Here is a 23667-nt window from a genome sequence, read left to right on the forward strand (position 1 = left end):
CGTGAACGACACCGCCCTCCAGTACGTCCTCGTGGCGCTCGTGGCGATCCCGCTGCTCGGCGCGGCCGGCGCCCTGCTCCCGCCGCCCCCCGGCCTGAAGGGCCGCGGCCCCGACCAGGCCGTCCTGCGCCACGGTGTGACCGTCACCGGCGCCGTCCTGATCCTCGCGATCGTCCTCGCGGCCGGCTTCGACCACGACCACCCCGCGACGATGCAGGCCAGTACGGACGTCAGCTGGATCCCCGCACTGCGGATCCACTTCCACCTCGGTGTCGACGGCATCTCGCTCCCCCTCCTCGTGCTGACCGCGCTGCTGACCTTCCTGTGCGCGCTCTACTCCTACTTCCACCTGCCGGCCGGCGGCTCGGCGAAATCCTTCGTCGCCCTGCTGCTCCTGCTGGAGACGGGCACGCTGGCCACCTTCGCCGTCCTCGACCTGATGCTCTTCTTCCTGGCCTTCGAGACGGTCCTCATCCCGATGTACTTCCTGATCGCCCGCTGGGGCGGCGGCGACCGCGAACGCTCGGCCCTGCGCTTCATCGTCTACACGCTCCTCGGCTCCGTGATCATGCTGCTCGGCCTGCTCCTGATCGGGATCAAAGCGGGCACATTCGACATGGTGGCACTCGCCACTGACAACGGGTCACACCTCGGTCACTCCACGCAGGTCATCGCCGTTCTGGCCATCGGCACCGGCCTCGCGATCAAGGCCCCGATGTGGCCCCTGCACAGCTGGCTCCCGGACGCCCACACCGCGGCCCCCACCGTCGGCTCCGTGCTGCTCGCGGGCGTGCTGCTCAAGATGGGCACGTACGGCCTCGTCCGCATCGTGCTGCCCGACACGCCGGGCGGCATACAGACGTTCGCCCCCTACCTGGCCGCCTTCGCGGTCGTCGGCATCGTCTACGGCTCGCTCGCCTGCCTCCAGCTCGCCCGCCAGGGCAACGGCGGCGACCTCAAGCGCCTCATCGCCTACTCCTCCGTCGGCCACATGGGCTTCGTGCTGCTCGGCATCGCCTCCCTCAACCCGACCGGCGTCAACGGCGCCCTCTTCGCCAACATCGCCCACGGCCTGATCACCGGCCTGCTCTTCTTCCTCGTCGGCGCGCTCAAGGACCGCTACGGCTCCTCCGACCTCGACCAGCTCGCCGGCCGCACCGGCGCCGCCCTCTACGGCCGCGCCCCGCGCCTGGGCGGCCTGCTCGCCTTCGCCGCCGTCGCCTCGCTCGGACTCCCGGGCCTGGCCGGCTTCTGGGGCGAGATGCTCGCGATGTTCGGCTCCTTCAAGCCCGCCGCCGACCTCAGCCGCCCCGCGTACCTGGTCTTCACCGCCGTCGCCGCCTTCGGGACGCTGCTCACCGCGGCCTACCTGCTGACCGTCGTCCGCCGGGTCTGCATGGGCGACAAGGAGACCACCGAGCTGCGCCCCGCCCTCGCCGACGTCCGCGGCTACGAATTCGCCGCCTGGACGCCGCTGGCCGTCCTCACCGTGCTGGCCGGGCTCTGGCCCGCGGCCCTCCTCGGGCTCACCGACCCGGCCGTACGCTCCCTGCTCGGAGGCCACTGATGGCATTCGCCCACGTCCCGGCGCCCGCGCACCTCCCGGCCCCCGCCGTCACCCAGGCCGCCGGCTTCGCGCAGCACGTCGACTGGAGCCCGCTCGGCCCCGTTCTCATTCCGGCCGCCCTCGCCGTCGCCGTCCTGGTCGCCGACCTCTTCCTGCCGCCCGCCCGCAAGGTGCTGCTCGGCTGGATCACCGCGGCCGGCCTGCTCGCCGCCGGGCTCGCCCTCGTCCCGCTGCGGGGCGGCCCCAGCGCGACCTTCTGCCAGACGCGGAGCCAGAGCCCGCACACCGCCGACTGCTCCTACGTCACCGACCACTTCACGCTGGCGATCCAGGCGCTGGTGCTCGGCGGCGCCCTGCTCACCACGCTGCTGTCGATCAGCACCCTCGACGAGATGCCCGCCGGCGAATACTGGTTCCTGCTGCTGTCGTCCGTCACCGGCGCCGCGCTGCTGCCCGCCGCCCGCGACCTGGCCACGCTCATCGTCGCCCTGGAGGTGACGACGCTGCCCGCCTTCGCGCTCGTCGGCCTGCGCCGCGACGACAGGCACTCCAGCGAGGCCGCGCTCAAGTTCTTCCTGACCTCGGTCACGGCCACCGCGGTCGCGCTGCTCGGCGTCAGCTTCGTCTACGCCTCCTCCGGCACCCTCTTCCTCGCGCAGATCGGCTCCGCCCTCCCGCTCACCGACGCCGGCCCGCTCTACACCGTCGCCCACGTCGGCGTCGCCCTCACCATCGTCGGCTTCGCCTTCAAGCTCGCCGTCGCGCCCTTCCACTTCTGGGTGCCCGACACGTACGCGGGCGCGCCGCTGCCGATCGCCGCGTACCTGTCGGTCGTCGGCAAGGCCGCGGGCTTCTCCGGGCTGATCCTGCTGGTCGTCGTCGGCTTCCGCCCGTACGCGCACGCGTGGGGCCCGGCGATCGGGGTGCTGGCCGCGCTCACCATGACCGTCGGCAACGTCGGCGCCCTGCGGCAGCGCCCCGACGTCTCCCGCGGCGCCGTACGCCTGCTGGCCTGGTCGTCGATCGGGCAGGCCGGGTATCTGCTGGTGCCGATGGCCGCGGCCGCGTCCGCCGACGACCCCGCGCACGAGATCGGCACCACCGTCGCGTACGCGCTCATGTACGCGGTGGTCAACCTCGGCGCCTTCGCCGTCGTCGCCCTCGTCGAGCGCACCGCGCCGCTCAGCCGGCTCGCCGACTACCGCGCCCTGCACGCCCGCCGCCCCGCCGCGGCCCTGGCGCTCGCCTTCTTCCTGCTGTGCCTGGCCGGGCTGCCGCCCGGCGTGATCGGACTGTTCGCGAAGGTCGCGGTCTTCTCCACAGCGGTCGGGACGCAGCACGGCTGGCTCGCGGTGGTCATGGCCGTGAACGTCGTCATCGCGCTCGTCTACTACCTGCGCTGGACGGCCCTGCTCTTCGCCCGCGCCCCGGAGTCCGCACCGGTGGCGGTGGGGGAGGCCGCCGTGGTCCGTACGCCCTTCGCGCTGGGCGCCGCGGTCGCGCTCACCGCGGCCGCGGGCCTCGCGCTGTCCGGCGCCCCGCAGCTCGTCCTGCGCTTCGCGCAGGGCAGCCTGCTCTGAGCCGGGCCCCGTGGCGGGCGCGGCGCGTGCGTGCCGGAACGCACAAGGGAACTAGCGGCTGCCGGGTGGCGTTGAGCAGGGCAGGAGGTTTTCCTTAGGGGGAGGTCCCCCGGGGCACACACCGCAGAATGTGGAGGGCGCACGTGCACCGCCGGCACAACGGGTTGAAGACCGCCGTACTCCTCGGTGGACTGTCCGCACTCATCCTGGTCATCGGCAGCTTCTTCGGCCGCACCGGGCTCATCGTGGCTCTCGTCATCGCCCTCGGTACGAACGCGTACGCGTACTGGAACAGCGACAAGCTGGCGCTGCGCGCGATGCGCGCCCGCCCCGTCAGCGAGATCGAGGCCCCCGCGCTCTACCGGATCGTGCGCGAGCTGTCGACGACCGCCCGGCAGCCCATGCCGCGGCTCTACATCTCGCCGACCGAGGCGCCCAACGCGTTCGCCACCGGCCGCAATCCGCGAAACGCCGCGGTGTGCTGCACGGACGGCATCATGCGCATCCTCGACGAACGCGAGCTGCGCGGTGTCATCGGCCACGAGCTGAGCCACGTCTACAACCGCGACATCCTCATCTCGTCGATCGCGGGCGCGCTCGCCTCCGTGGTGATGTTCCTGGTCAACTTCGCGTGGCTGATCCCGGTCGGCCGCTCCGACGACGACGACGGCCCCGGCATCCTCGGCATGCTGCTCATGATGATCCTCGGCCCGCTCGCCGCGTCCCTCATCCAGCTCGCCGTCTCCCGCTCCCGCGAGTACGAGGCCGACGCGTCCGGCGCCCGCCTCACCGGCGACCCGCTCGCGCTCGCCTCGGCCCTGCGCAAGCTCGACGCGGGCACCAAGCAGCTCCCGCTGCCGCCCGAGCCCCGGCTGGAGACGGCGAGCCACATGATGATCGCCAACCCCTTCCGGCCCGGCGACGCGTCGAAGCTCTTCTCCACCCACCCGCCCATGGCCGAGCGCATCTCCCGGCTGGAGGAGATGGCCGGCCGCCGCTGAGCCCCGGCCCCCGGCCCCTCGGCCGGGGGCGCTCGGCGGGAGTGGCGCTCAGCTGGAGTGGCGCTCAACTGGGGTACGCGAAGGCGCCCTCGTCGGACGGCACGATCTCGCGGCCCAGCGGCATCAGCGAGACGGGGATGAGCTTCAGGTTCGCCCAGCCGAACGGGATGCCGATGATCGACACGAAGAGCGGGATGCTGGTGAGCAGGTGCCCCAGCGCCAGCCACCAGCCCGCGAAGACCAGCCAGATCACGTTCCCGACGCAGGACGGCGCCCCGGCGTCCGGCCGCTCCACCGTCGTCCGCCCGAAGGGCCACAGCACATAGCCCGCTATCCGCAGCGAGGCGATGCCGAACGGGATCGTCACGATGAGGACGAAGCAGATCAGCGCCGCCACGACGTACGCCAGCGCCATCCACAGCCCGCAGAAGACCAGCCAGATCACGTTCAGAACGAGTCGCAACACACTCATGGCCTGCACCTTTCCAGGTCCGTACGGCTCCATGCGCCCCACTGCGTCCAGTATCGGGCCGCGCACTGACAGAGGGAAACGGAAGCGGCGCGCGGCGGTGCGGTACGTGACGGCCGGGATGGCCGGTTCCCGACGGTCGTGCGGGGACAAGCGGGCGGCGCGCGGCGGCGCCCGGCGGGTCGCCCGGGAGGTGCCGTCACCACAGCGTGACCCGCAGGGGCGCTGGTCAGACGGCTGCCCTTTGCTAGTCTCGCGATCGGAGGTGCACGGTGGTGAAGGGTGACGCGCTCGGCAGCGGGACCTCGGCCGCGGTGCTGACCCCAGGGCTCGCCGTCTACACCGCCTACCTCCTGCGTCGCGCCCATGCCCTCGCCGGCGCCTGCGCACCGGAGCGTGACGAGGCCGCGGACGGCGCGTGCAGCGCCCGCGACTTCCAGGTCCTCGACGCCATCGGCGAGCCCGGCGCGGCCTACTCCCAGCAGGATCTCGGCGACCGGCTCGGCATCAACCGCACCACCATGGTCAAGCTCATCGACCGCTTCGAGGCCGCCGGACAGGTCATACGCACGCGCAACCCCGACGACCGCCGCTCCTACGCCCTGGCCCTCACCGGTGAGGGGCGCGCCGCGCTCCAGGCGATGGATCCGGCCATTTCCGCCGCCGATGCCCAGCTCGCCGCGGGCCTGACCGGCGCCGAACGCGACCGGCTCGGCGCCCTGCTCGCCGCGCTGCTGTCCCGCCCCGCCGCCGCGCCCGGCGGCGCCCGCCGCACCGGTGCGCTGATCGCCGAGGCCCACCACCTCACCCGGCACCGCATCGAGGCCGCCCTCGCCGGCAGCGGCCTGCAGGCCCGCCACTTCGGCGCCCTCACCGTGCTCGCCGAGGCGGCCTGCTCGCAGCAGCAGCTCGCCCGGCGGCTGGCGATCAGCGAGCAGGCCGTGCTAGCCGTCGTCGACGACCTGGAGCGCGCGGGCCGCGTCGTCCGCGAGCGCGACCCCGCCGACCGCCGCCGCTACGCCCTGCGCATCACCGACGAGGGCCGCCGCGCGCTGGCCGCCGCCCGCGAGGTCGTGGAGGCCGCGGAGGCGGAGCTGGGCGAGTCGCTCGGGGCCGCGGGCCGGGCGGAGCTGGCGCGGCTGCTGGGCGCGCTCGTGGCGGGGCAGTGCGCGGGGCAGGGCGGGGAGCAAGGCGCGAGGCAGGGAGCTGCGCCCCGGGACGGCGGCTGAACCTCCCGCGGCCCGGGGCCGTACCATCGCCGGACAGGGCAACGCGGCCGAGACGTCGAGGAGATGGCCATGGGCACCTTGCAGGTCGGCGACAAGGCACCGGACTTCACGCTTCCCGATCAGACGGGCAAGCAGGTGACGCTCAGCGGCATCCTGGGCGAGAAGGTCGTGGTGCTGTACTTCTACCCCAAGGACAACACGCGCGGCTGCACCGCCGAGGCGTGCAGCTTCCGTGACAGCTACGAGAGCTTCACCGCCGCGGGCGCCGAGGTCGTCGGCATCAGCTCGGACTCCGTCGCCACCCACGAGGGCTTCGCCGGACGCCACGAACTGCCGTTCGTCCTGCTGTCCGACCGCGGCCGCGAGGTGCGCAAGCTGTACGGCGCCTCGGCGCTCGGCCTGCTCCCCGGCCGGATCACCTTCGTCATCGACAAGGAGGGCGTCATCCGGCACGCGTTCTCGTCGATGACGAACATCGGCGGCCACATCGACGACGCGCTGAAGGTCGTCCGCGAACTCCAGGCGGCGTAGCGGTCGCCGCGGGTACCCGGCGTGCCGCGGCACGCCGGGTACGTTATGCACCTATTTTCGGCTCATGCGCCGATATCTCTCCGACCCTGCCGCGGCCGTACCGCCCCCGGTCGCGGGCTGAGCCGGCATGGGCGTCCTCAAGGACCATCCCGAACTGGTCCTCTTCCTCAGCCTCTCGCTGGGCTACCTGCTCGGGAAGGGCCGGATCGGCCCGATCACGCTGGGCGGCATCTGCGGCACCCTCATCGTCTCGCTGCTCCTCGGTGCCTGGACCAAGGCCACGGTCGCCGACGACGTCAAGACGGTCTTCTTCGCGCTGTTCATCTTCGCGCTCGGCTACATGGCCGGACCCCAGTTCTTCCGCAACCTCAACCGCAAGAGCCTGCGCTTCTTCGCGCTCTGCGCGATCGAGCTGGTGTGCGTCCTGACCATCGCGCTGGTGCTGGCGAAGTGGTTCGACCTCGACGTCGGCACGGCCTCCGGCATCCTCGCCGGCGCGGCCACCGAGTCCGCGGTCGTCGGCACCGCCACCGAATCCATCGGCAAGCTGTCCGGACTCACCCAGGCGCAGATCTCCCACTACCAGGGCAACGTGGCGACCGCCTACACCGTCTGCTACCTCTTCGGCCTGATCACCATCGTGCTCTACGCCAGCCAGATCATGCCGATGATCATGCGGATCAACCTCGCCGACGCCTCCCGCGCACTGTGGCAGCGCAGCCGGGACAAGGGCGACCTGGAGCCGGACGAGCGCGAGGGGCTGCCCGGTGTCGTCGGCCGCACCTACCTGGTGGCGCAGGCCTCCGGCGAGGGCATCGCCCGCCTGCGCGCGCTCAGCGACCGGGTGAGCGTCGAGACCGTGCGCCGGGGCGGCAAGGTCAGCACCCCGGTCCCCGACGACTACGTCGCCACCACCGGCGACGTCCTGCTGCTGGTCGGCCGCCGCGCGGACGTCATCGACGTCGGCCACCAGATCGGCCCCGAGGTGCCGTCCGCCCCCGGCATGGACACCCCGATGGCCACCGAGGAGGTGTCGGTCACCCGCAAGGAGAACGACGGCAAGTCGATCGACCAGCTGCAGCGGGAGAACCCGGAGTTCTACCGCAGCGGCGTCTACGTGACCGAGGTCGTACGGGCCGGCAACGCGATGCCCGCCTCCGGCGAGACCGTGGTGCACCAGGGCGACGTGCTCAGCCTCGTCGGGCTGCGCTCCGGGCTGAAGACCCTGGTCGCCAAGCTCGGCCAGGTCGTCAGGAACGACACCACGGACTTCATCTACCTCGGCCTGGGTATCGCGCTCGGCTCGCTGCTCGGCCAGGTTGAGATCAAGATCGGCTCGGCCCCGCTGTCACTCGGCACCGGCGGCGGCTGCCTCGTCTCCGGCCTGGTCTTCGGCTGGTTCCGCTCCCGCACCCAGACCTTCGGGGCCTTCCCGCCGCAGGCCGCCGCCACCATCAAGGACATGGGCCTCGCGGTCTTCATCGCCTGCACCGGCCTCACCTCCGGACCGCAGGCCTGGCCGCTGCTCAAGAAGTACGGCGCGCTGCTGCCCTGCGCGGGCATCGCCATGGTGCTGGTGCCCGCGACCATCTCCCTCTTCGTGGGCCTCAAACTGCTGAAGATCGAGAAGCCGCTGCTGATCGGCGCGATCGCCGGCCAGCAGTGCTCGACCCCGGCCATCACCGCGGTCACCCAGGTCGCCGACTCCTCCGTCCCCATGCTCGGCTACACGATCACCTACGCGCTCTCCAACTTCCTGCTCCCGCTGACCGGCCCGGTCCTGGTCGGCATCCTGGGCCCCTGACCCGTATTTCCCCGCCCCCCCCGCAACCGTCCTCGCGCCCCACGGAAGGCCGCCCCCGATGCCCGCACGCAGCTTCACCCGTGACGAGATCAAGCGGTACGCGCAGCTCTCCCCGTTCGAGCTCAAGAACGTCTTCATCGACATCGCCCGGCAGGCGCAGGGCGACCAGCCCGGCCACAAGGACACCAGCTCCGTCCAGATGCTCAACGCCGGCCGGGGCAACCCCAACTGGATCGCCACCAGCCCCCGCGAGGCCTTCTACGCGCTCGGCTACTTCGCCCTCACCGAGTCGCGCCGGGTCTGGCACGGCGACGACCTCGGCGGGATGCCGGAGAAGCCCGGCGTCGCCACCCGCTTCGACCGCTGGCTGCGCGAGCACCCGGAACTGCCCGGCACCCTCCTGCTCGCCGACTGCGTCGACCACGCGACCGGCGAACTCGGCCTGGACCGCGAGCACTTCCTCCACGAGCTGACCGACGCCGTGACCGGCGACAACTACCCCGTGCCGGACCGCTCCCTCGCGGACACCGAGCAGGTGGTGCGCGAGTACCTGCGCCGCGAGGTGTACGGCGGCGAGCTGCCGGCCGGCGGCCTCTCGCTCTTCCCGACCGAGGGCGGCACCGCCGCCATGTGCTACGTCTTCGACTCCCTCATGCAGAACGGGATCCTGCACAAGGGCGACCGGATCGCCCTCATGGTGCCGGTCTTCACCCCGTACGTGGAGATCCCGCAGCTGGACACCTACGAGTTCGACGTGGTGTACGTCAAGGCGGACCTGATGGCGGGCAAGGGCGTGCGGGAATGGCGCTACCCGGAGTCGGAGGTCGCCAAGCTCGCCGACCCCTCGATCAAGCTGCTCTGCCTCGTCAACCCGTCCAACCCGCCCTCGCTGGCGCTCAGCCGCCGGGTCGCCGAGCAGATCACGTCCGTCGTGGGGCAGCAGAACCCGAACCTGGTCGTCGTCACCGACGACGTCTACGGCACCTTCGTCGACGGCTTCCGCTCGCTCGCCGCCGACCTGCCCCGCAACACCCTGCTGGTCTACTCGTACTCCAAGCACTACGGCGCCACCGGCTGGCGGCTCGGCGTGATCGGGCTGGCCGACGACAACGTCGTCGACGACATGATCGCCGCGCTTCCGAAGGCCGAGCAGGACCGCCTCGCCCGCCGGTACGGCTCGATCACCCTGGACGTCCCCGGCCTGCGGTTCATCGACCGGCTCGTCGCCGACTCCCGGCAGGTCGCCCTCAACCACACCGCGGGGCTGTCCACGCCGCAGCAGGCGATGATGGCGCTCTTCTCGCTCTTCGCGATGCTCCCCGAGGGCCGGGCCTACAAGGAGCAGCTGCGCGCCATCGTCCACCGCCGCCTCGACCTGCTCGTGGAGGGCGCCGGGATGAAGATCGCGGAGGACCCGGACCGGGCCGCGTACTACGTCGAACTCGACCTGCTCGCCGAGGCGGAGCGGGTGTACGGCAAGGAGTTCGCCGCGTACCTCCAGGCGCAGTACGAACCGGTGGACCCGCTCTTCCGGCTGGCCGCCCAGACCGGGGTGGTGCTCCTCAACGGCGGCGGCTTCGAAGGCCCCGAGTGGTCGGTGCGCGCCTCGCTGGCCAACCTGGACGACCTCGACTACCTCAAGATCGGCCACGGCCTGCACCGCATCTTCGAGGAATACCACCAGGAGTGGCGGAGCACGAAGGACGCCTGAAGCGTGGCGCCGGGCTCGCCCGGCGCCTTCAGGCACCGCCGTACCGACTACCGGTAGTTCACGAACTGCAGGGGCGCCGCGCTGACCTGCGATTTTTCGGCGATCATGGTGCTGACCTGGGAAAACTCTTGTATGGAGCTTTCGCTGGTCAGCGCCGCTTTCCGCCCCCATGTGCCCTGGATGTACCCTCACTTTGCACTGGTCGTCAGTGCTATGTGCCCGCCTCGAAGGGCCAGCCGGTCGACTCGTCCTCGGCGCTGGCGCGGAGGTAGCCCGACCGCCGCGTCGAGCACCAGATCGCCTGGACGGAAGCCGCTTTCACCGCCCGCACCGTCGGTGCCGTGGAGCTCCATGACCCGCTGGCCGAGGTGCAGTTCGCCAACTCCACGCCGCGTGCCGCACGGTGTGGAGCTGGTCGGTGGCCGGGTTGCCGAGAGGGATCTCGTCCGTGACCCGGGTGACGACGGCGTTCGCCTGCGCGAGCCGCTGCCGCTCCAGGACGAGTCGGCCGTCGTGGTACCTGCTGGGAGGCTTCATCATGGCGCCGCCCATGCTGGCAGGGTCCGTCCGACAGCCCGTCACCTCGGCCCACAGCCCGTACCGAGGGAGACCAGCGAGCGGTGCGAGTACCGGCGGCAGCGCTGGTGGCGGGCGTTGCTACAGATCACCGGATGAGGTCTGCGGTGATGTCGCCGGCGTTGACGAGTGCCTCTCGTAGCTCGGTGATCTGCGAGTGCCCTCCGAGACTCGCGGTCGCGGCCGTGAGGAGGGCTCGGGCGTGGTCGCGGATCTCGCGGTCGTCGTAGGGGTCAGCGGGGTGGGCCACGAGGATGGCCATGAGCGAGAAGGCCGCCGGGACGTGCGGAAGGCGGGCGGCGCGCTCGGCGACCTCCACCGCGTGGCGCAGTTGGGGACTGTGCTGGGCGGACGCGAGGGTGAGCGGCAGCCAGTCGGTGGTGTCCAGACCGGTGTCGGTTGCGAACGCTCCGGCACCCGCCATGCTTCCGGCGGGCAGATCGGCGGCGAGGGCCTGGCGCCAGAGGTCGAGGGCCCGGCCGGGCCAGGTGGCGGATGCCGCGGTGCGCTGTTGCTGGACGGCGGTGAGCTCGAGGAGGAGGGCGACGGCGGTGGGCCCGCAGGGGTGGCTGGCGAGGTCGGTGAAGAAGGCCCTCGTGTCGCCGAGCTGGGCGGGGTCGTCCAAGAGGGCGAGCGCGGTGTGGGTGAGGCTGGAGCCGCCGGTGACGCGCAGGTGCTGCAGGAGCTGGGGCCGGTCGAGGTCGGCGAGCAGCGGAGCGTGTGCCGGGCCCCAGTGGAGCCAGGCGGCGGCGGGACTGGGCTGGCCTGCCGGCAGTGTCAGCAGGGTGTCGGCGTGGTCGCGGACCCACTGGGCGGCTGCGCTGTGAAGGAAGGGGAGGTGGGGGGCGAGCGCGTAGGCGGTGCGCTCGTCGGTTCCCGTCGCGGTGAGGACCTCGTGGAGCAGGTCCAGGATCCCGTTCGGGAGCGTACCGGTGATGGTGTGGTGGTGGCTGGCGTGGTTGAGGAGGCAGTTTAGCGCCCGGGCGACCGGGTCGAGGGCGGCCGGGGTGTCCTGGCTGGGGCCGGTGGCCGGGGGTTGGGTGAGGGTGTCGGTGCGCTCGCGCAGGTGGGTGAGGGCGGGGGCGAGCTCGGTGCTGTCGGTGTGTCCGCGGTCCCAGGCGATGTTGAGGAGGTCGATCAGGGTGTGTTCACTGTTCTGCCGCAGCCCGACTTCAGCATCGGCGGCTGCCAGCGCCTGGAGCGTGGTGAGCGTTGCGGCGGCCGCGCTCACCACGGCACCGCCGGGGAGGACGCCAGGCGCACGGTGAGCCTCTGCCGCGGCCGAGAGGTAGACGGTGGCGAGCGCGGGGTTGCCGAGCGCCTGGGTGATGGCGGACGGGTCGGCCGTCCAGGCCGCCGGGTCGGCCTGGACGAGCTGGCGCAGCGTCAGGAAGTAGGGCCGACCGTCCGCCGCGTCGGTGGCGGCGGTGAGCTGGCGGGCGGCGGCAGCCGGACCGTCGACGGCCGCAGTGGCGGCGAGGTCCTCGACGGTGAGGGCAGGCTGCGGAGCTGCGCTGATCGTGACGAAGTCCTCGGCCTGGCGTGGGTCACGAGGGCCGGCCGGAGCGATGCTCCGCAACGTGGCGAGGACATCGGACCAGGGCGCCAGGATCTCGGCCGGCAGCACGGGAGACCAGTCCCAGGCGGTGAGCCAGCTGGCCGGGGGCCGCTCGTCGGCGACCAGGGCTGCGCGCCCGTCGGCGAGCTCTGCGGCGGTGGGAGCGGGGCCGAGCGCTGCGGCCACGCTCCCATGCAGGACCTCGACGTCCTGGGCGGGGCAGGTGCGCAGGACGATCTCGACCAGCTGCGCGTTCTCCGTCGGCGGGCGCTCGGTAACCGCGCGGGGCACGAGGTCGAGCGCGGCCTGCCACCAGTCGCCGTCCCTCGCCGGAGCGTGCTGCTCGTCCATGGTTCGGCACTCGACCAGGTGGGCGGCCAGAATCCGGTTGTGAAGGGCGGCATCTGCGGGGGCGAGCTTGGCGGTCCACATCTTGGTGCGTTCGGCTAGGGGGACGCCTGCCCTCGCGTCGGCTGCGGCGAGGTCGAGCAGGGCGCGGGCCAGGCGCGGCCCCAGGCTGGGCGCCGTGTCGTCCAACCGGACATCGAAGAGGGCTTGGTGGAACCGGATGGGCCGGCTCTCAGGGTCGGTGGCGGCGATCTCGTGTGCAAGCAGTATCCCGGTGACCGTCCGCAGCAGCCGCACGTCCGGGTGTGGCTGGAGCGCTCCGTCGTCAGCGGGCCGGTAGGCGCTTCGGACGAGGGCCTTCAGGAGCTGGCCACCCTGGTGGTCGGGCAGTTGCAGGTCGTGGATCTGCTTGATCACCTGCTCTCGGTCGTCGAAGTGCAACGTGGTGTCGTGGGCCGACCACAGGTGGATGTCCTGCACGTCCCGGTGACCCGCGATCGCGTGCTTGATCAGCTTCTCGACGGTGAGGATCCAGGACCGGTCCCGGTCGGGCAGCCTGACGGTGAGCGCCCAGTCCGCGGCGACGGCCAGCAGGCGCCCCGGGGTGTCGGGCCGCGCGAGGAGCGACTCAACCAGGTCGGCGGTCTCCGTGTTCAGGACCGCGCCGATGCGCCCGGCCAGGGACAGCCAGCTCGCCTGGGCGTCGGGGCCGCACGCGGTGACCCGGGCTACACGCGGGCACAGCCACGCGGCTGCCGCTGCGGGGTCCTCGGTCGTCAGGTGCCACAGGTAGGGCCAGGCTGGCCAGGTGCCGGTGCCCGGGTCGGGGAGCAGCCAGATCTCGTCGAGCAGGTCGAGCCAGGCCGCATGTGGTTGCGCCTGGAAGAAGTACGCCATCGCGCGCGGGTCGGCCCAGCCGTTGACCTCGGCGGCGTCCTCGGCAGTCGGGGTGGCGAGCGCGGTGAGTTCGAGGACACGCTGGGCCCGGGCGGTCAGCGGCACGAACACCTCGCGGACCGCGGCGAGGGCCTGGCGGTAGAGGTCGGCGCACCGCCGGGTCTGCGCTCCGTCGCCTTGGCCGTGGATGAGGGCGGAGGTGTTGTTGTACAGCTGGCCCCACACGTCGACGGCCTCCTCCTGGCCGGGGCCGAGCTGCTGGCCGGTCAGGCGTTCGGCAATCCGCATCGCCTGACGGCGGCGCTGTCCGCCGGGCCGGTCGACTTCCTTCTGGAGGGCGTCGACTGCGGTGAGCAGCTCGGCGGTGTGCTGGGGCAGGGATGCGGGGTCGGCGTTCAGCTGGGCGGAGACTGCACTGATGACGTCCTTCGCCGCCGCCTTGATGCCGAAGGCGTTCGGTTCCTTGGCGAGGTAGAGCAGGGACTCGATCGCGCCTCGTACGCATGCTGCGGCGACCTGCGCTGGGCACTCCAGAGTGGTGTCGCCGAGAATCCTGCGGGCGTCCCGGAACAGGGCGAGGGCAAGCTCGCCCTCGTGCCCTTGCGCGGTGAGGGCCTGAGCGATGGCGTCAGGCACCTCCTCGACCGGCGAGGTGGACTCGGGTGCGGGGGTGGTGGCCTCGGTCACACGCGCCACCGTAGCGGCGCGGGGCGATCCGGCTCCACCTCTCGCGGCTTCTCGGCGACGTCCCAACGTCTACGACGGATCACCGTCCGTGCACCCGATGCCTGGGACTCCGGCATGCTACTGAGGGACTCAACTCCAGCGGGAGGGTGTATTCGGATGGGCGTGGCGCATTGCTACCACTGCTGTCGGTCTAGAGCGGTGATGCCCTCCGCCGACAGGATCTCTTCCCAGCGCTCGGCCAGTGGTGCTGACCAGTCCCTGTCGACGCCCCGCGCATAGCGAAGCAGGCCATCGACGTGTCGGACGAAACCCCCGAGTGAGCTGAAGGCTGCATGTTCGACGTGAGCGGCGAGGCCGAAGGTGGCGACGCCGCGGATGTGGCCCTCGATCCGCTTCCGGGTTGGAATGGGGACCCGCAGCCGGTTGCCGTCCACGAGTAGACCAAGAACAAGCTTCCGCTGGCCGGGCGGCACGATGCGAGTCTTCTTGTGGTGCACCTGGAAGTGGGACTGATAGATCGCTTGGGTGATGTCCGATACACAGCGGCTTATCGTGGCATGGTCGAGCCTGTGAAGCGCCGAGAAGGCCAAGTCGTCTGCGTACCGCGTGTAGGTTAGGCCGTGGTTCTCGGCGATCTCCCATAACCGGTCGTCGAGGGCGCGGGCCGCGAGGTTTGCGATGGCTCCGCTGGTTGGTGAGCCCTGTGGAAGGAAGCCGGGACGGCTCCCGTTGTAGGAACGGATAATCGCATAGCGTCCCCAGGTGGCGCGGGCCAGCTGCTGGGGGAGCCGGGTGCAGACACGCGAGATTTCGAAGGCGACGAGTCTGTTGTAGCCGACTGCCTGCAGGATTCTGTAGACCTCTCGCTCGCTGATGGAGTGAAAGAAGTCGTGCAGGTCGAACTTCAGTAGCCACGTAGCACCCAGGTGGCGCTCAGCGCACTGCACTGCGGAGCGGCCCTGCTGATAGGCGAAGCTGGCCTGATGGGGGCTCATGCGCTCGAAGATATTTGTGAGGAGCCATCTCTGAATGTCCATCAGAACAGGGTTCGGCGAGGAGATGAGCCGGACCTTGCCTGGCTCCCGCTTGGGCCGCGAGAACTCGGTATACGGGTCGAGCTGTCGCTGGACGATCCCACGCAGGTACGGGTACTCCGCGCCCGTCAGGTGCGAAAGGTGGCGCAGCGTCAGGACGGCTGTGACTGAGTAGCTTTCGGACCGCTTGATCTGGCGCAGGGCCTCGTCCAGCACTGCCGGATCGACACCAGCGGCCAAACCGTGCCGTCGATAGGTGGCGGGGGAGTCGATGACGGCCTACCTTCGGTGTATCCCGCGAGGGCTCTTGGAATCCGGTGCCAGTCCCACGTAGGGCACGCCGGCTTCCAGGATCCAGGCGATCGACAGCTTGCTCACAGCTGCAGCCAGGGCCGCAGCCTGGTCCGCACATGAGCGGACTGCTGACTCGGCGATGAACTCGCCGATGCTCTAGGCGTCACCGACTCCCCTTAAGCGCCTGAGGATAGTAGGGGTCGCTGTTGCCCTGCAAACCGCCGGCAATGTGTCGCGGCTTTGCCTTTGCCTTGCGCAGCTCCTGCCAGCCCGAGTCGGTGAGCCGCCGTTCCTCGTCTAGGAGGCCCAGCCGCTGTGCCAGTTCGGTGAGCGTTACAGCGGTTGGGACGGGGACGCGCAGCGCAGGTGCCAACTGTTCGGGGTGCCGTCGTCTTCCGGCCGCGTGCGCGAGCAGGTCGACGAGTAGCTCGAGTTCGGGCCGGCTCATGCTGTGCAGGTTCGTCGCTGCTGCTAGCCGGTGCTGTCGGACGGCCTGGAGCTGTTGCTGCCGGTTGGGGAGCGGTCGGTAGTCAGCCAGGGCATCCATCAGTTCAAGCGGTGCCGTGCGGTGTTTGAAGAAGGGGACCCATTTCCCTGACTGCGCACGGCCCTTCGTCTGCCGCACGATGTTCGGGAGGTTGTTGGGAACGGTATGTTCGAACACGAGCAGGCCCTCGCTGCCGCCCCATCCCAGCCCGCCCGTGTTGGCGGCCGCATACCGTTCGCAGATGAGTCTGATCGCTTTGCGTTGCGCTGGTTCCCATGGGGCGGACTCGAAGTCGATGCCGGCGTGGATCGTATGCACAGAGTCGTACACCGCGCTCGACTTGAGCCGCCTGAGCGCGGCAGTCGACGCAGCGAAAAGCACCAGGTGGAGCCTGATGAGTTTGAGCGAGCGCCAGCTGCGGATGGTGGGGTTCCGAAGCCATGCCTTCGCGTAGTCGATGGCTTCGTCGCCCGAGCCGGCATAGTCGGACACGAACACCAGACTGCGCACGCGCCTGTCCCGTAGGTGTTCCAGCTTCCAACTCTGGCGTGACACCACCTTCGTGTCGAACGCCTGCTCCGTCGAGCGGAGGATGTTCTGGACGATGAGCTCGCTGCCGCCGGTGGCCGGCACCAGGGGCACCTTCTCATCGATGAACATCGTTTCGTTCAGCTCGCAGGAGCGGACGCTATACAAGGCAGCAGGGCCGGGCACGCGCGAGGGGTCCGCGAGCAAGGAGTGCAGGTGCCGCGAGAGCCGCTGACGAAAGGATGTCGACGACACGAAGTGAAGGCTGTCGATGAGGAGTCGTGCATGCGCAGTATCCGATGGGCGGAAGTTTGACAGCCAAGCTTCGCCCTGCTGAGTGGCACTCGGTCGCAACTGATGCACGGCGCTAATACTAGCGCTCGGGTGCGGACTGCCACACAGCGATGAAGGACTGAACTCGTTGCCGCGAGGCCCTTCGCGGCCTGTGGGGAGTTGGCCCTGCCGTCAGGCCATACGGTCGATGGCCCGGTCTGCCAGCCACGTCTCTACCTCCGTCCAGCGGTAGCGCAGGTGTACCGTCCGACCTTGTGGGCGCGCGGGCCCTGTCGATGGTGGTTCCAGGCGTAGACCGTGGCGAGCGGCACGCCGAGGAAGTCGGCCAGTTCCTCGGCAGTCAGCAGCGGACGGCGGCCCTGCACGGTGGCCGGGCGGTTGGTGGGTCGTCCCACAAGCACTCCAGATTCGGTAGGCGGCGAATTCCCGGAACGCCACCGACATGCGGGGCGGGCCAGGCATGAGAGACGATCCACGAAGTCCGGCCGGAAACCTAAAAAGAGCCCAGCTCCCCGTCGGAGAGCTATTGGGCTGTTGTCCGGATTGTCCGAAATGAATGCTCGGCTGGGCGAAGCGGGTGGCACTATTGGGACTCGTGGCAGCCGATTGGGACGAACTGGCATCACCAAATCGTGACCACTGGCTGAGGGTTTGAACTGGGCAGACGTGCCTCCAGGCCACCCTTCGCCCCGCCCTGCTGCGCCTCCAGATGCCCGAAGATGCTCATTTTTTGTTCCCGGCCCGGCGCTGGTTACTGTCGCCGTCGACCTGATCGGTTGCCTTTTACTCGATGTCATCTGGGGTCGCCCCAAGGCCCACCGATGGAATGTTGTACCAAGGTGTTTGACATCCGCCGCGACGGGGATCAACATTCCGGACACCGACACCGCCCATAAATCGGCAGGCCATGCCCCGGCACGCGCCGCTGGGCTGAGCGGTCCGTCTCTGACTCTTTCAATACCCTCGAAATGGAGTGCCTCTTTGGCAAGCGTCTACGACCGATGGCACAAGTCCCGCCCGAAACCGGGCGAGGCGGAGTGCCCTGAGCACAAGGGGAAGGTCCCGTCAGCCGAGCACGCCATCGGCATGCGCTGGCAGGTCCGCTACCGCGACCCTGCCGCCACTCCCCGCAAGGAGCCCTTCGAGCGGAAGGTCGACGCCGAACGGCGCGCGGCCGAACTCCAGTACCACATCACGACCGGAAAGTTCGTCGCCCCGGCGGTCGGCAGGGAGACCTTCCGTGAGGTTGCTGGCGCTGGCGCGAGGGGGCGGTGCACAGCGCTGTCACTGTCGAGCGCGTCGGACGGGCGCTCAGGATCCACATCCTGCCCATCCTCGGGGACTACGCGATCGCCTCCACCCGGACCTCGGGCCTACAGGCGTGGGTGAAGGACCGCAGCGCTCACCTTGAACCCTCGACCTTGAGGGTGACCTGGAGCTACGTCACCGCGACGTTCCGTCTGGCCGAGCTGGACTGGCAGGTGGGGTTCCATCCCTGTCGCGGGGTGAAGCTGCTGGCGGTGCGAAAGAAGGAAATCGTGCCCCTGGGGGTTGACGTGGTCGCTGCGATCGTGTTTGCATCTCCCGGTTGGTACCAGGGCGCTGCTTCTCCTCGCCGCCGCCTCCGGACTGCGTCAAGGCGAACTGTTCGGCCTGGAGGTCGAGAAACTCGACTTCAAGGCGGGGGCGGTGCGCGTGCGGCAGCAGCTCGTCGGACCGGATATCGGTGAGCCTTACCTCGCCGGGCCGAAGACCCACGAGAGCTACCGCACGGTCGGGCCAAGATCGCCATGGACGCAGTGGCGGCTCACCTGGAGCGCTACCCGGCACAACGGGTCGACATCGAGGACCGGACCAACCTGCGGAAGCCCAAGCGCCGCAAGGCGCTGCTCGTCTTCACCAACGAGCGCAGGAAGGCGATACGCCGTGCGGCCTGGGCGTCGGTGTGGGCCAACGTCGAGAAGGTCGCCAACAAGGCGTTCCGGCGTGACCACGAGGCCGCCCTGAAGAAGTGGGAGCGGCGGGGGTGCCCGGAGGACAAGGACCCGGTTCTATAGCTGGTTCCGGCGGACTCGGGAATGCACGACCTCCGACACTTCTACGCCTCGGTGCTGATCAAGCACCGGGAGAGCGTGAAGACCGTGCAGAAGCGGCTCGGCCACTCCAAGGCGTCGATCACCCTCGACACCTATACCCACCTGTGGCCCAACGACGAGGACACAACGAGGGCGGCAGTGGAGTCGGTCCTCGCCGGAGTGCCCTCGTCGTGCCCTGCGGCCGCCTAGCTGACGCGTTTCCGCAAGTCAGTGCGGTGTTCTAGCGGTAGTTGACGAACTGCAGCGCGAAATCGAGGTCCTTGCCCTTGAGTAGCGCCTGCACGGCCTGCAGGTCGTCCCGGCTCTTCGAGGTGACCCGCAGCTCGTCCCCCTGCACCTGGGCCTTGACGCCCTTGGGACCCTCGTCCCGGATGATCTTCGCGACCTTCTTGGCGTTGTCCTGCGAGATGCCGTCCTCGATGGAGGCGAAGATCTTGTACTCCTTGCCGGACAGCTGCGGCTCACCCGCGTCCAGCGCCTTGAGCGAGATCCCCCGCTTGACCAGCTTGGTCTCGAAGACGTCCAGGATCGCCTTGACGCGCTCCTCGGAGTTGGCCTCCATGAGGATCTTCTCGCCCGACCACGCGATCGACGCCCCGACGTTCTTGAAGTCGTAGCGCTGCGAGATCTCCTTGGCGGTCTGGTTGAGGGCGTTGTCGACCTCCTGCCGCTCGACCTTCGAGACGATGTCGAAACTGGAGTCGGCCATCTTCAGTGGGCTCCTTGACTGTGTTCCATCGGCGATCACGTCGACGGCCCGTTCCCCGAACCGTCCGCGACCAGCCTAGCCACCGCCCCCCACCCCCGCACCGACCCGATCCCCTGATCAACCCGGTGGCGAACCACCCCCCTCCATCAGGTATCGTTTACCCCGTCGCCAAGGACCCCGCGCCCCGCGCGGACCCCGTCCCCAGCGACATCCCATGGCGGTATGCCCGAGTGGCCAATGGGAGCGGACTGTAAATCCGTCGGCTTAGCCTACCGTGGTTCGAATCCACGTGCCGCCACATGGTTGAAGGGCCCCTGACCAGCGTTTTGCTGGGTAGGGGCCCTTCGTCATGTGTGAGGTGGAGGCCGGCCTGTCCCGTCGGGACCCGGTCTGTCTCCGTGTTTCCCGTCCTGCGGCACGTCCCGGCTGCTGGGACGACGTCGTGCGGAGGTGCAGGCCGTGTCCTGGCCGACTGTGATCATCCTTGCGCCCACAGGGCGTCGACCGATGCTCGAAGAGCGGTTCCGTTCCTTTGAGCTGGAGCCGGAGCCTCCTACGGGGGACGAGAGGATCTACTGGCAGGGCTACTCGTACTCCGTAGACCTCTCGGGCGGGATCCTGGCGGAGTATGAGTCAGACGAGCTTGAGCTGGTGACGACCCGAATCGGCGAGCCGTATGGGGTCTGTGTCTCGTGCGAGTCCATGGACGCGGCCCGGGCCTTGCTCCGCCATGTTCTTGATGGGTTCGACGGTCTCATCGACACCAACCATGGAGAGATCCTGTGGGCGGACGAGTTTCTTGCGCTGCTGGACGAGCACCCGGCATGGGATTGGCGTCGTCAGCCCAGTGCAGCCCTGCGCTAGTGGGTCTTCCGCCCGCCGACCGGACGAGGACGGCGGAAGAGGCGGCTGTCGGGCGCGTAGCCGTAGACGGTCACGTGCCAGCGGAGGACGGCAACCAGGTCGGGTGGGATGGGCACCCAGCGCACGGCCTGCACGCCCCGTCGTCGCCGTACCTCGCGGACGCGTACAAGCTGGACGCAGACGACCAGCTGACCCCCGGCGCCCTCGCCCGCGGCGTGGCCCTCCTCGAAGGGTCAGGCCACAGCCCAGGCCAGCCACACCGACGCGGCTGAGCGCGACGCCCGCATGGTGGTCATCGAGGCCCGAACACTCGCCCTGACACCTCTTACCTGGAATCCACCGCATTGAGCTGAGCGCCTTTTGCCGCGGTCTGTGTGGCGTTCAGCTTCCTGCCTCAGGACCAGACGAGGACGTCGATGGTCAGGACACCGTCGCTTCCACCGAACTGACCGGTGTTGGAAACGATGGTGACCAGTGCTTCAAATCCCCCGGGAAAGACGCAGAAGCGATCACCGGGATTGAGGCCGTTGAGGCTCGGGTCACCGCCTCTGGTGGCGCTCTTGCAGGCCTGGTGCGTGTTCGGCGCGGAGGTGCCAAGAACGGCGACGCTGTCCGCCCCACCCGAGATGCCGAAGCTGTCGCCGCCGTGGTCGTCCTTGCCGCCCCACGAGAAGTTCTGCGTGGTCCACGACCCCGTCGTCGCCTCGTGGGAGGCGCTTGTCGAGCCCAGGTTGATCGCATAGCCCTGGTGAAGCGCGTATCGGTAGTGGGCTGCACCGTCGTTCGGCGGAGCCGGCTTGGGGGCTACGGAGTGCTGGTGGCGCGTGGAGGTCGGTAGCGGCGGTGGTGCCACCGTGGTTGCTGGCGCGGTCGGGTCCTCGGAGACGGAGGAGGTGCTGGAGGGCGTCGCGGGATCTGCCGAGTCCGTGTCGGTGCTGGTGACGGTGCCGCCGGATTCTGTGGCGGTGGGCCCTGTCGTGAGAGGTACGGTCGCTGAGGGCTTGGCGCCGTCTCCGGCCCCTGTGGCGGATCCGGAGTCGGAGTGCGACGCGAAGACGGTGATGACCGTCCCCAGAAGGGCGATGAGGGCCGCCCATATGGCCGCGTCCAACCGGAGCCTTAAGCGGAATCGCGGCCCGGCTGCCGTTGTCTGACCCGCAGGGTCGGTGTCTCCAGGCGTCGCGCTACCAGTCTCGGTCTCCGGCGTCGCGGTCGCGGCCAGCGTCCTGGCGTCGTCCGTCGGAGGATGCTCAGTGAGGTCGGCCCCGTCACCGCCACCTGTTTCGGCATTGACGTTTCCAGGACCCGCGGTCATGTTTCCTCCAGCAGAGTGCCTCGCGCGGCCAGTGGGCGCGGCACGAACGTGAATGAGGCGGAGAGCGGGACGAGCCCAGATAATTGTGGACTCTCACCCGGGGCGCGCATGGTGGAACGCCCGATGTTTCCAATTCGATACCCGAACCACATGCCTGGTCCGGGCATATCCACAGGAGCGTCATTTCGCCCCGTAGAGCTTCTGGAGTCTCATTGCGACGCAGTATTGCCTGCGCGGCCGCCGACCTCAGGTCGTCGCTGGCGTCAACCGCCTCGACCGGTCAGGGCGAGCATCGGCATCCAGGCCAGCAGGGTCCAGGGCGAGCTGGACGATCTCCAGCCAGACCTTGTTACTCGCGGCGTGGTGCAGGAGGAGGTTGCGCAGTCCGGCGTCTCGGGCGCCTCGGATGCTGTCCTCTGCGCAGGCGCGTTGGCGGTACCGCAGTTCGAGTGCCGCGATCGGAGTGCTGGTGGTGTTGGTGGCGAAGCAGGTCAGCCGCATGCCGCCGGCGGAGTCGGTGCGGATCAGCGTCGAGCGGCCCCGCCGATGGGTTTGGGCAGCTGGGCCAGGGCCGGTTTGGTGGGGGTGATGTGGTCGGCGGCGGTGTTGCTGCCTGCGTTGCATCGAACGCATGGCAGCGATCAATGGCGATGGCTGCTGTGTCAGGTTTTCGTCCGTGGAGAATTTGACGGTCCGTGGACTGCCTCTGCCCGGGCGGTTGACGTCGCTACTCGCCCAGGATCGGTGGCGCCAACCCGACCCGGCCGCACTCGCAAGGGTCATTCCGTGGTTCCAGGACCCGCTCAACTTCCTGACCAGTACGGCGGCGATGGAGCAGCAGTCAGGTTCGATGGACATGTTCGCCGATGACCCCTACTGCGCCTTCTTTCGTGAGACGCGGGGAAGTGGTAGTAGCACGCCGGTGGAGTTGCCGTGGCGAACCCGAGTCTGTGCGAGTGGCGCACAGTGGCCCCTGCATTCTCCGTCTTCGCCGCCGACCTGGGCCTCTAGGGGCGGCAGGGGATCCGCCATCGATGCCTGCCGCACCCAGCAGGTGCAGAACCAGAACCCACTGACGCGGTGAAGTGGGTGGGTGGTGGGGGCGTTGGGGCTTGGGGGAACGGGTGGGGACGGATAGTGATCATGCTGTGATCTCGCGGCTGGAGCGCTCGGCGTTCGGGGGCCACTAGGTTTCGTCCGTGCCGACGAATGACGATATGCCTGCAGGTCAGGGTCGTGTGAGTGACGACGAGTGGAACGACTTCGTCGAGCGCTTCGCCAGGGAGACCGCCACCGCCGCCGTTCCTGATCCTGTGTCGGCGGGGAGGCGGAGGCGGCGGTGGCCGTGGGCTGTCGGGGCGGCGACGGTGGTGGCGGCAGCGGTGGTGGCCTCCGTCGTACTGAGGCATGCGAGTCCTTCGCGGGGGGACGTCGTTGCGACCGGGGCGCCCGCCGCGCCCGCGTCCGCTTCCGCTTCGGCGGCTCCCGCCGCGGAGCGGGCGATGGTGCCGTTGGCGGAGGCGTTCCCGGAGCAGGTCGGGAGTGGTAGCGGCGCGTACACCAAGGTGGCCGCGGCCACGTTGGAGTCCTGCACCGAACCCGACCTGGTCGGGCCGCGGCTGATCGGCATGATCGAGGCGAGTGCGGGGTGTGTCGGCGAGGAGACCGCCCTCTACAAGGACGCGCACGACAACCAGTTCAGCCTGGCCGCCTTCACGATGAAGGACCCGGTGGACACGGTGAAGCTGGTGACCGAGCTGGGCATGGCCTTTGACGACTACGAGGTGGGCACACAGGCCCCGCCGCCGGGTTCCGGTCTGCGCACCCTTCCCGCGGACAGCGGCCTGGTGCAGTCCTTCACCGGGCAGGGCCGGACGATGGTGGTCGGGCTGGCCCAGTGGTCGGACGGCCGGGTCGGCGATTACCAGACGCTTGAGAACACCCTGCAGCCGCTGCTCAAAGCGGTCTCGGCGAACGTCGCGGACTACGAGACCGCGCGGTAGGCCGCGGGCACGGGCGAAGGCCCACGGACGCGCGCCGCGGATTCAAACAGCCGTTTGGGGGCACCGGATCGGCAAGGGCGTCCGG

18 protein-coding genes, 1 tRNA gene and 1 pseudogene are annotated in these 23667 nt (G+C 69.7%); 12 read left to right on the top strand and 8 right to left on the bottom strand.

Features of this window, described 5'->3' with window-relative positions; genetic code table 11:
• Position 1: 1 nt before the first annotated feature.
• The 3 genes from ACH4SL_RS16045 to htpX all read left to right on the top strand — a co-directional run bounded on the left by ACH4SL_RS16045 (position 2) and on the right by htpX (position 4148).
• Entirely contained in the window at positions 2-1567 is a 1566-nt protein-coding gene (locus ACH4SL_RS16045) for a NuoM family protein (protein ID WP_398445714.1), read from the top strand.
• Positions 1567-3147 carry an NADH-quinone oxidoreductase subunit N gene (locus ACH4SL_RS16050; RefSeq protein ID WP_398445716.1) on the top strand — a complete coding sequence of 527 codons (1581 nt, stop codon included), beginning with the start codon at positions 1567-1569 and terminating at the stop codon, positions 3145-3147. Before ACH4SL_RS16045 ends, ACH4SL_RS16050 begins: the two co-directional genes overlap by 1 nt.
• 143 nt (positions 3148-3290) lie before the next feature.
• Complete coding sequence (htpX, locus tag ACH4SL_RS16055) at positions 3291-4148, top strand: zinc metalloprotease HtpX (protein WP_398445718.1); 858 nt, start codon at positions 3291-3293, stop codon at positions 4146-4148.
• 64 nt (positions 4149-4212) lie between these two features.
• Here the strand turns inward: htpX and ACH4SL_RS16060 are convergent, their stop codons facing one another.
• Complete coding sequence (locus tag ACH4SL_RS16060) at positions 4213-4620, bottom strand: YccF domain-containing protein (protein WP_398445720.1); 408 nt, start codon at positions 4618-4620, stop codon at positions 4213-4215.
• Between the two features lie 272 nt (positions 4621-4892).
• Here ACH4SL_RS16060 and ACH4SL_RS16065 point away from each other — a divergent pair, with 272 nt between their 5' ends.
• From ACH4SL_RS16065 to ACH4SL_RS16080, 4 genes are all read left to right on the top strand, one after another.
• Positions 4893-5846: a MarR family transcriptional regulator gene (locus tag ACH4SL_RS16065; protein WP_398445722.1), complete on the top strand. Its 954-nt coding sequence runs from the start codon at positions 4893-4895 to the stop codon at positions 5844-5846.
• A gap of 69 nt (positions 5847-5915) precedes the next feature.
• Complete coding sequence (locus ACH4SL_RS16070; protein WP_398445725.1) at positions 5916-6377, top strand: peroxiredoxin; 462 nt, start codon at positions 5916-5918, stop codon at positions 6375-6377.
• A gap of 127 nt (positions 6378-6504) precedes the next feature.
• Positions 6505-8181 carry an aspartate-alanine antiporter gene (gene aspT / locus ACH4SL_RS16075; RefSeq protein ID WP_398445727.1) on the top strand — a complete coding sequence of 559 codons (1677 nt, stop codon included), beginning with the start codon at positions 6505-6507 and terminating at the stop codon, positions 8179-8181.
• A gap of 58 nt (positions 8182-8239) precedes the next feature.
• The gene (locus tag ACH4SL_RS16080; protein ID WP_398445730.1) at positions 8240-9892 is read left to right on the top strand and encodes a bifunctional aspartate transaminase/aspartate 4-decarboxylase; all 1653 of its coding nucleotides are present in this window, start codon (positions 8240-8242) and stop codon (positions 9890-9892) included.
• Between the two features lie 664 nt (positions 9893-10556).
• Here ACH4SL_RS16080 and ACH4SL_RS16085 read toward each other — a convergent pair.
• From ACH4SL_RS16085 to ACH4SL_RS16100, 4 genes are all read right to left on the bottom strand, one after another.
• Complete coding sequence (locus ACH4SL_RS16085; protein ID WP_398445732.1) at positions 10557-13958, bottom strand: hypothetical protein; 3402 nt, start codon at positions 13956-13958, stop codon at positions 10557-10559.
• A gap of 173 nt (positions 13959-14131) precedes the next feature.
• Positions 14132-15208, bottom strand: a complete 1077-nt coding sequence (locus ACH4SL_RS16090) for a reverse transcriptase family protein (RefSeq protein WP_398445734.1) — start codon at positions 15206-15208, stop codon at positions 14132-14134.
• A 241-nt stretch (positions 15209-15449) separates the two neighbouring features.
• Complete coding sequence (locus tag ACH4SL_RS16095; protein WP_398445736.1) at positions 15450-16664, bottom strand: hypothetical protein; 1215 nt, start codon at positions 16662-16664, stop codon at positions 15450-15452.
• Between the two features lie 143 nt (positions 16665-16807).
• On the bottom strand, positions 16808-16996 hold the full coding sequence (locus ACH4SL_RS16100) for a helix-turn-helix transcriptional regulator (RefSeq protein WP_398445739.1): 189 nt from the start codon (positions 16994-16996) through the stop codon (positions 16808-16810).
• Positions 16997-18385: 1389 nt separating this feature from the next.
• Here ACH4SL_RS16100 and ACH4SL_RS16105 point away from each other — a divergent pair.
• Together ACH4SL_RS16105 and ACH4SL_RS16110 are read left to right on the top strand one after the other, a co-directional pair.
• Complete coding sequence (locus ACH4SL_RS16105; RefSeq protein ID WP_398445741.1) at positions 18386-18652, top strand: hypothetical protein; 267 nt, start codon at positions 18386-18388, stop codon at positions 18650-18652.
• 21 nt (positions 18653-18673) lie between these two features.
• A complete protein-coding gene (locus ACH4SL_RS16110) occupies positions 18674-18880 on the top strand; it encodes a tyrosine-type recombinase/integrase (RefSeq protein WP_398445743.1) in 207 nt (68 codons plus the stop codon).
• A 31-nt stretch (positions 18881-18911) separates the two neighbouring features.
• On the opposite strand, the gene ACH4SL_RS16115 is transcribed toward ACH4SL_RS16110, so the two are convergent.
• Complete coding sequence (locus ACH4SL_RS16115) at positions 18912-19400, bottom strand: YajQ family cyclic di-GMP-binding protein (protein ID WP_398445746.1); 489 nt, start codon at positions 19398-19400, stop codon at positions 18912-18914.
• Between the two features lie 216 nt (positions 19401-19616).
• Between ACH4SL_RS16115 and ACH4SL_RS16120 the strand changes: the two genes are divergently transcribed.
• Both ACH4SL_RS16120 and ACH4SL_RS16125 read left to right on the top strand, forming a co-directional pair.
• A tRNA-Tyr gene (locus ACH4SL_RS16120) sits at positions 19617-19698 on the top strand.
• A 161-nt stretch (positions 19699-19859) separates the two neighbouring features.
• Positions 19860-20264: a hypothetical protein gene (locus ACH4SL_RS16125; RefSeq protein ID WP_398445748.1), complete on the top strand. Its 405-nt coding sequence runs from the start codon at positions 19860-19862 to the stop codon at positions 20262-20264.
• Between the two features lie 394 nt (positions 20265-20658).
• On the opposite strand, the gene ACH4SL_RS16130 is transcribed toward ACH4SL_RS16125, so the two are convergent.
• The gene (locus ACH4SL_RS16130) at positions 20659-21375 is read right to left on the bottom strand and encodes a hypothetical protein (RefSeq protein ID WP_398445750.1); all 717 of its coding nucleotides are present in this window, start codon (positions 21373-21375) and stop codon (positions 20659-20661) included.
• 476 nt (positions 21376-21851) lie between these two features.
• A pseudogene (locus tag ACH4SL_RS16135) lies at positions 21852-22199 on the bottom strand (transposase); the annotation flags it as partial.
• Positions 22200-22817: 618 nt separating this feature from the next.
• Here ACH4SL_RS16135 and ACH4SL_RS16140 point away from each other — a divergent pair.
• Positions 22818-23582 (top strand): hypothetical protein, encoded by a 765-nt coding sequence (locus tag ACH4SL_RS16140; protein WP_398445752.1) that lies wholly within the window; start codon positions 22818-22820, stop codon positions 23580-23582.
• The last annotated feature ends 85 nt before the right edge of the window (positions 23583-23667 follow it).

The sequence above is a fragment of the Streptomyces sp. NPDC021020 genome (assembly GCF_044333285.1).
In the GTDB taxonomy this organism is placed as follows: domain Bacteria; phylum Actinomycetota; class Actinomycetes; order Streptomycetales; family Streptomycetaceae; genus Actinacidiphila.

Bases quoted from the DNA above. Each gene is read 5' to 3' on its own strand.
- ACH4SL_RS16050 (WP_398445716.1), top strand. From the start codon at position 1,567: ATGGCATTCGCCCACGTCCCGGCGCCCGCGCACCTCCCGGCCCCCGCC.
- ACH4SL_RS16060 (WP_398445720.1), bottom strand. From the start codon at position 4,620: ATGAGTGTGTTGCGACTCGTTCTGAACGTGATCTGGCTGGTCTTCTGC.
- ACH4SL_RS16070 (WP_398445725.1), top strand. From the start codon at position 5,916: ATGGGCACCTTGCAGGTCGGCGACAAGGCACCGGACTTCACGCTTCCC.
- aspT (WP_398445727.1), top strand. From the start codon at position 6,505: ATGGGCGTCCTCAAGGACCATCCCGAACTGGTCCTCTTCCTCAGCCTC.
- ACH4SL_RS16080 (WP_398445730.1), top strand. From the start codon at position 8,240: ATGCCCGCACGCAGCTTCACCCGTGACGAGATCAAGCGGTACGCGCAG.
- ACH4SL_RS16105 (WP_398445741.1), top strand. From the start codon at position 18,386: ATGGACGCAGTGGCGGCTCACCTGGAGCGCTACCCGGCACAACGGGTC.
- ACH4SL_RS16110 (WP_398445743.1), top strand. From the start codon at position 18,674: ATGCACGACCTCCGACACTTCTACGCCTCGGTGCTGATCAAGCACCGG.
- ACH4SL_RS16115 (WP_398445746.1), bottom strand. From the start codon at position 19,400: ATGGCCGACTCCAGTTTCGACATCGTCTCGAAGGTCGAGCGGCAGGAG.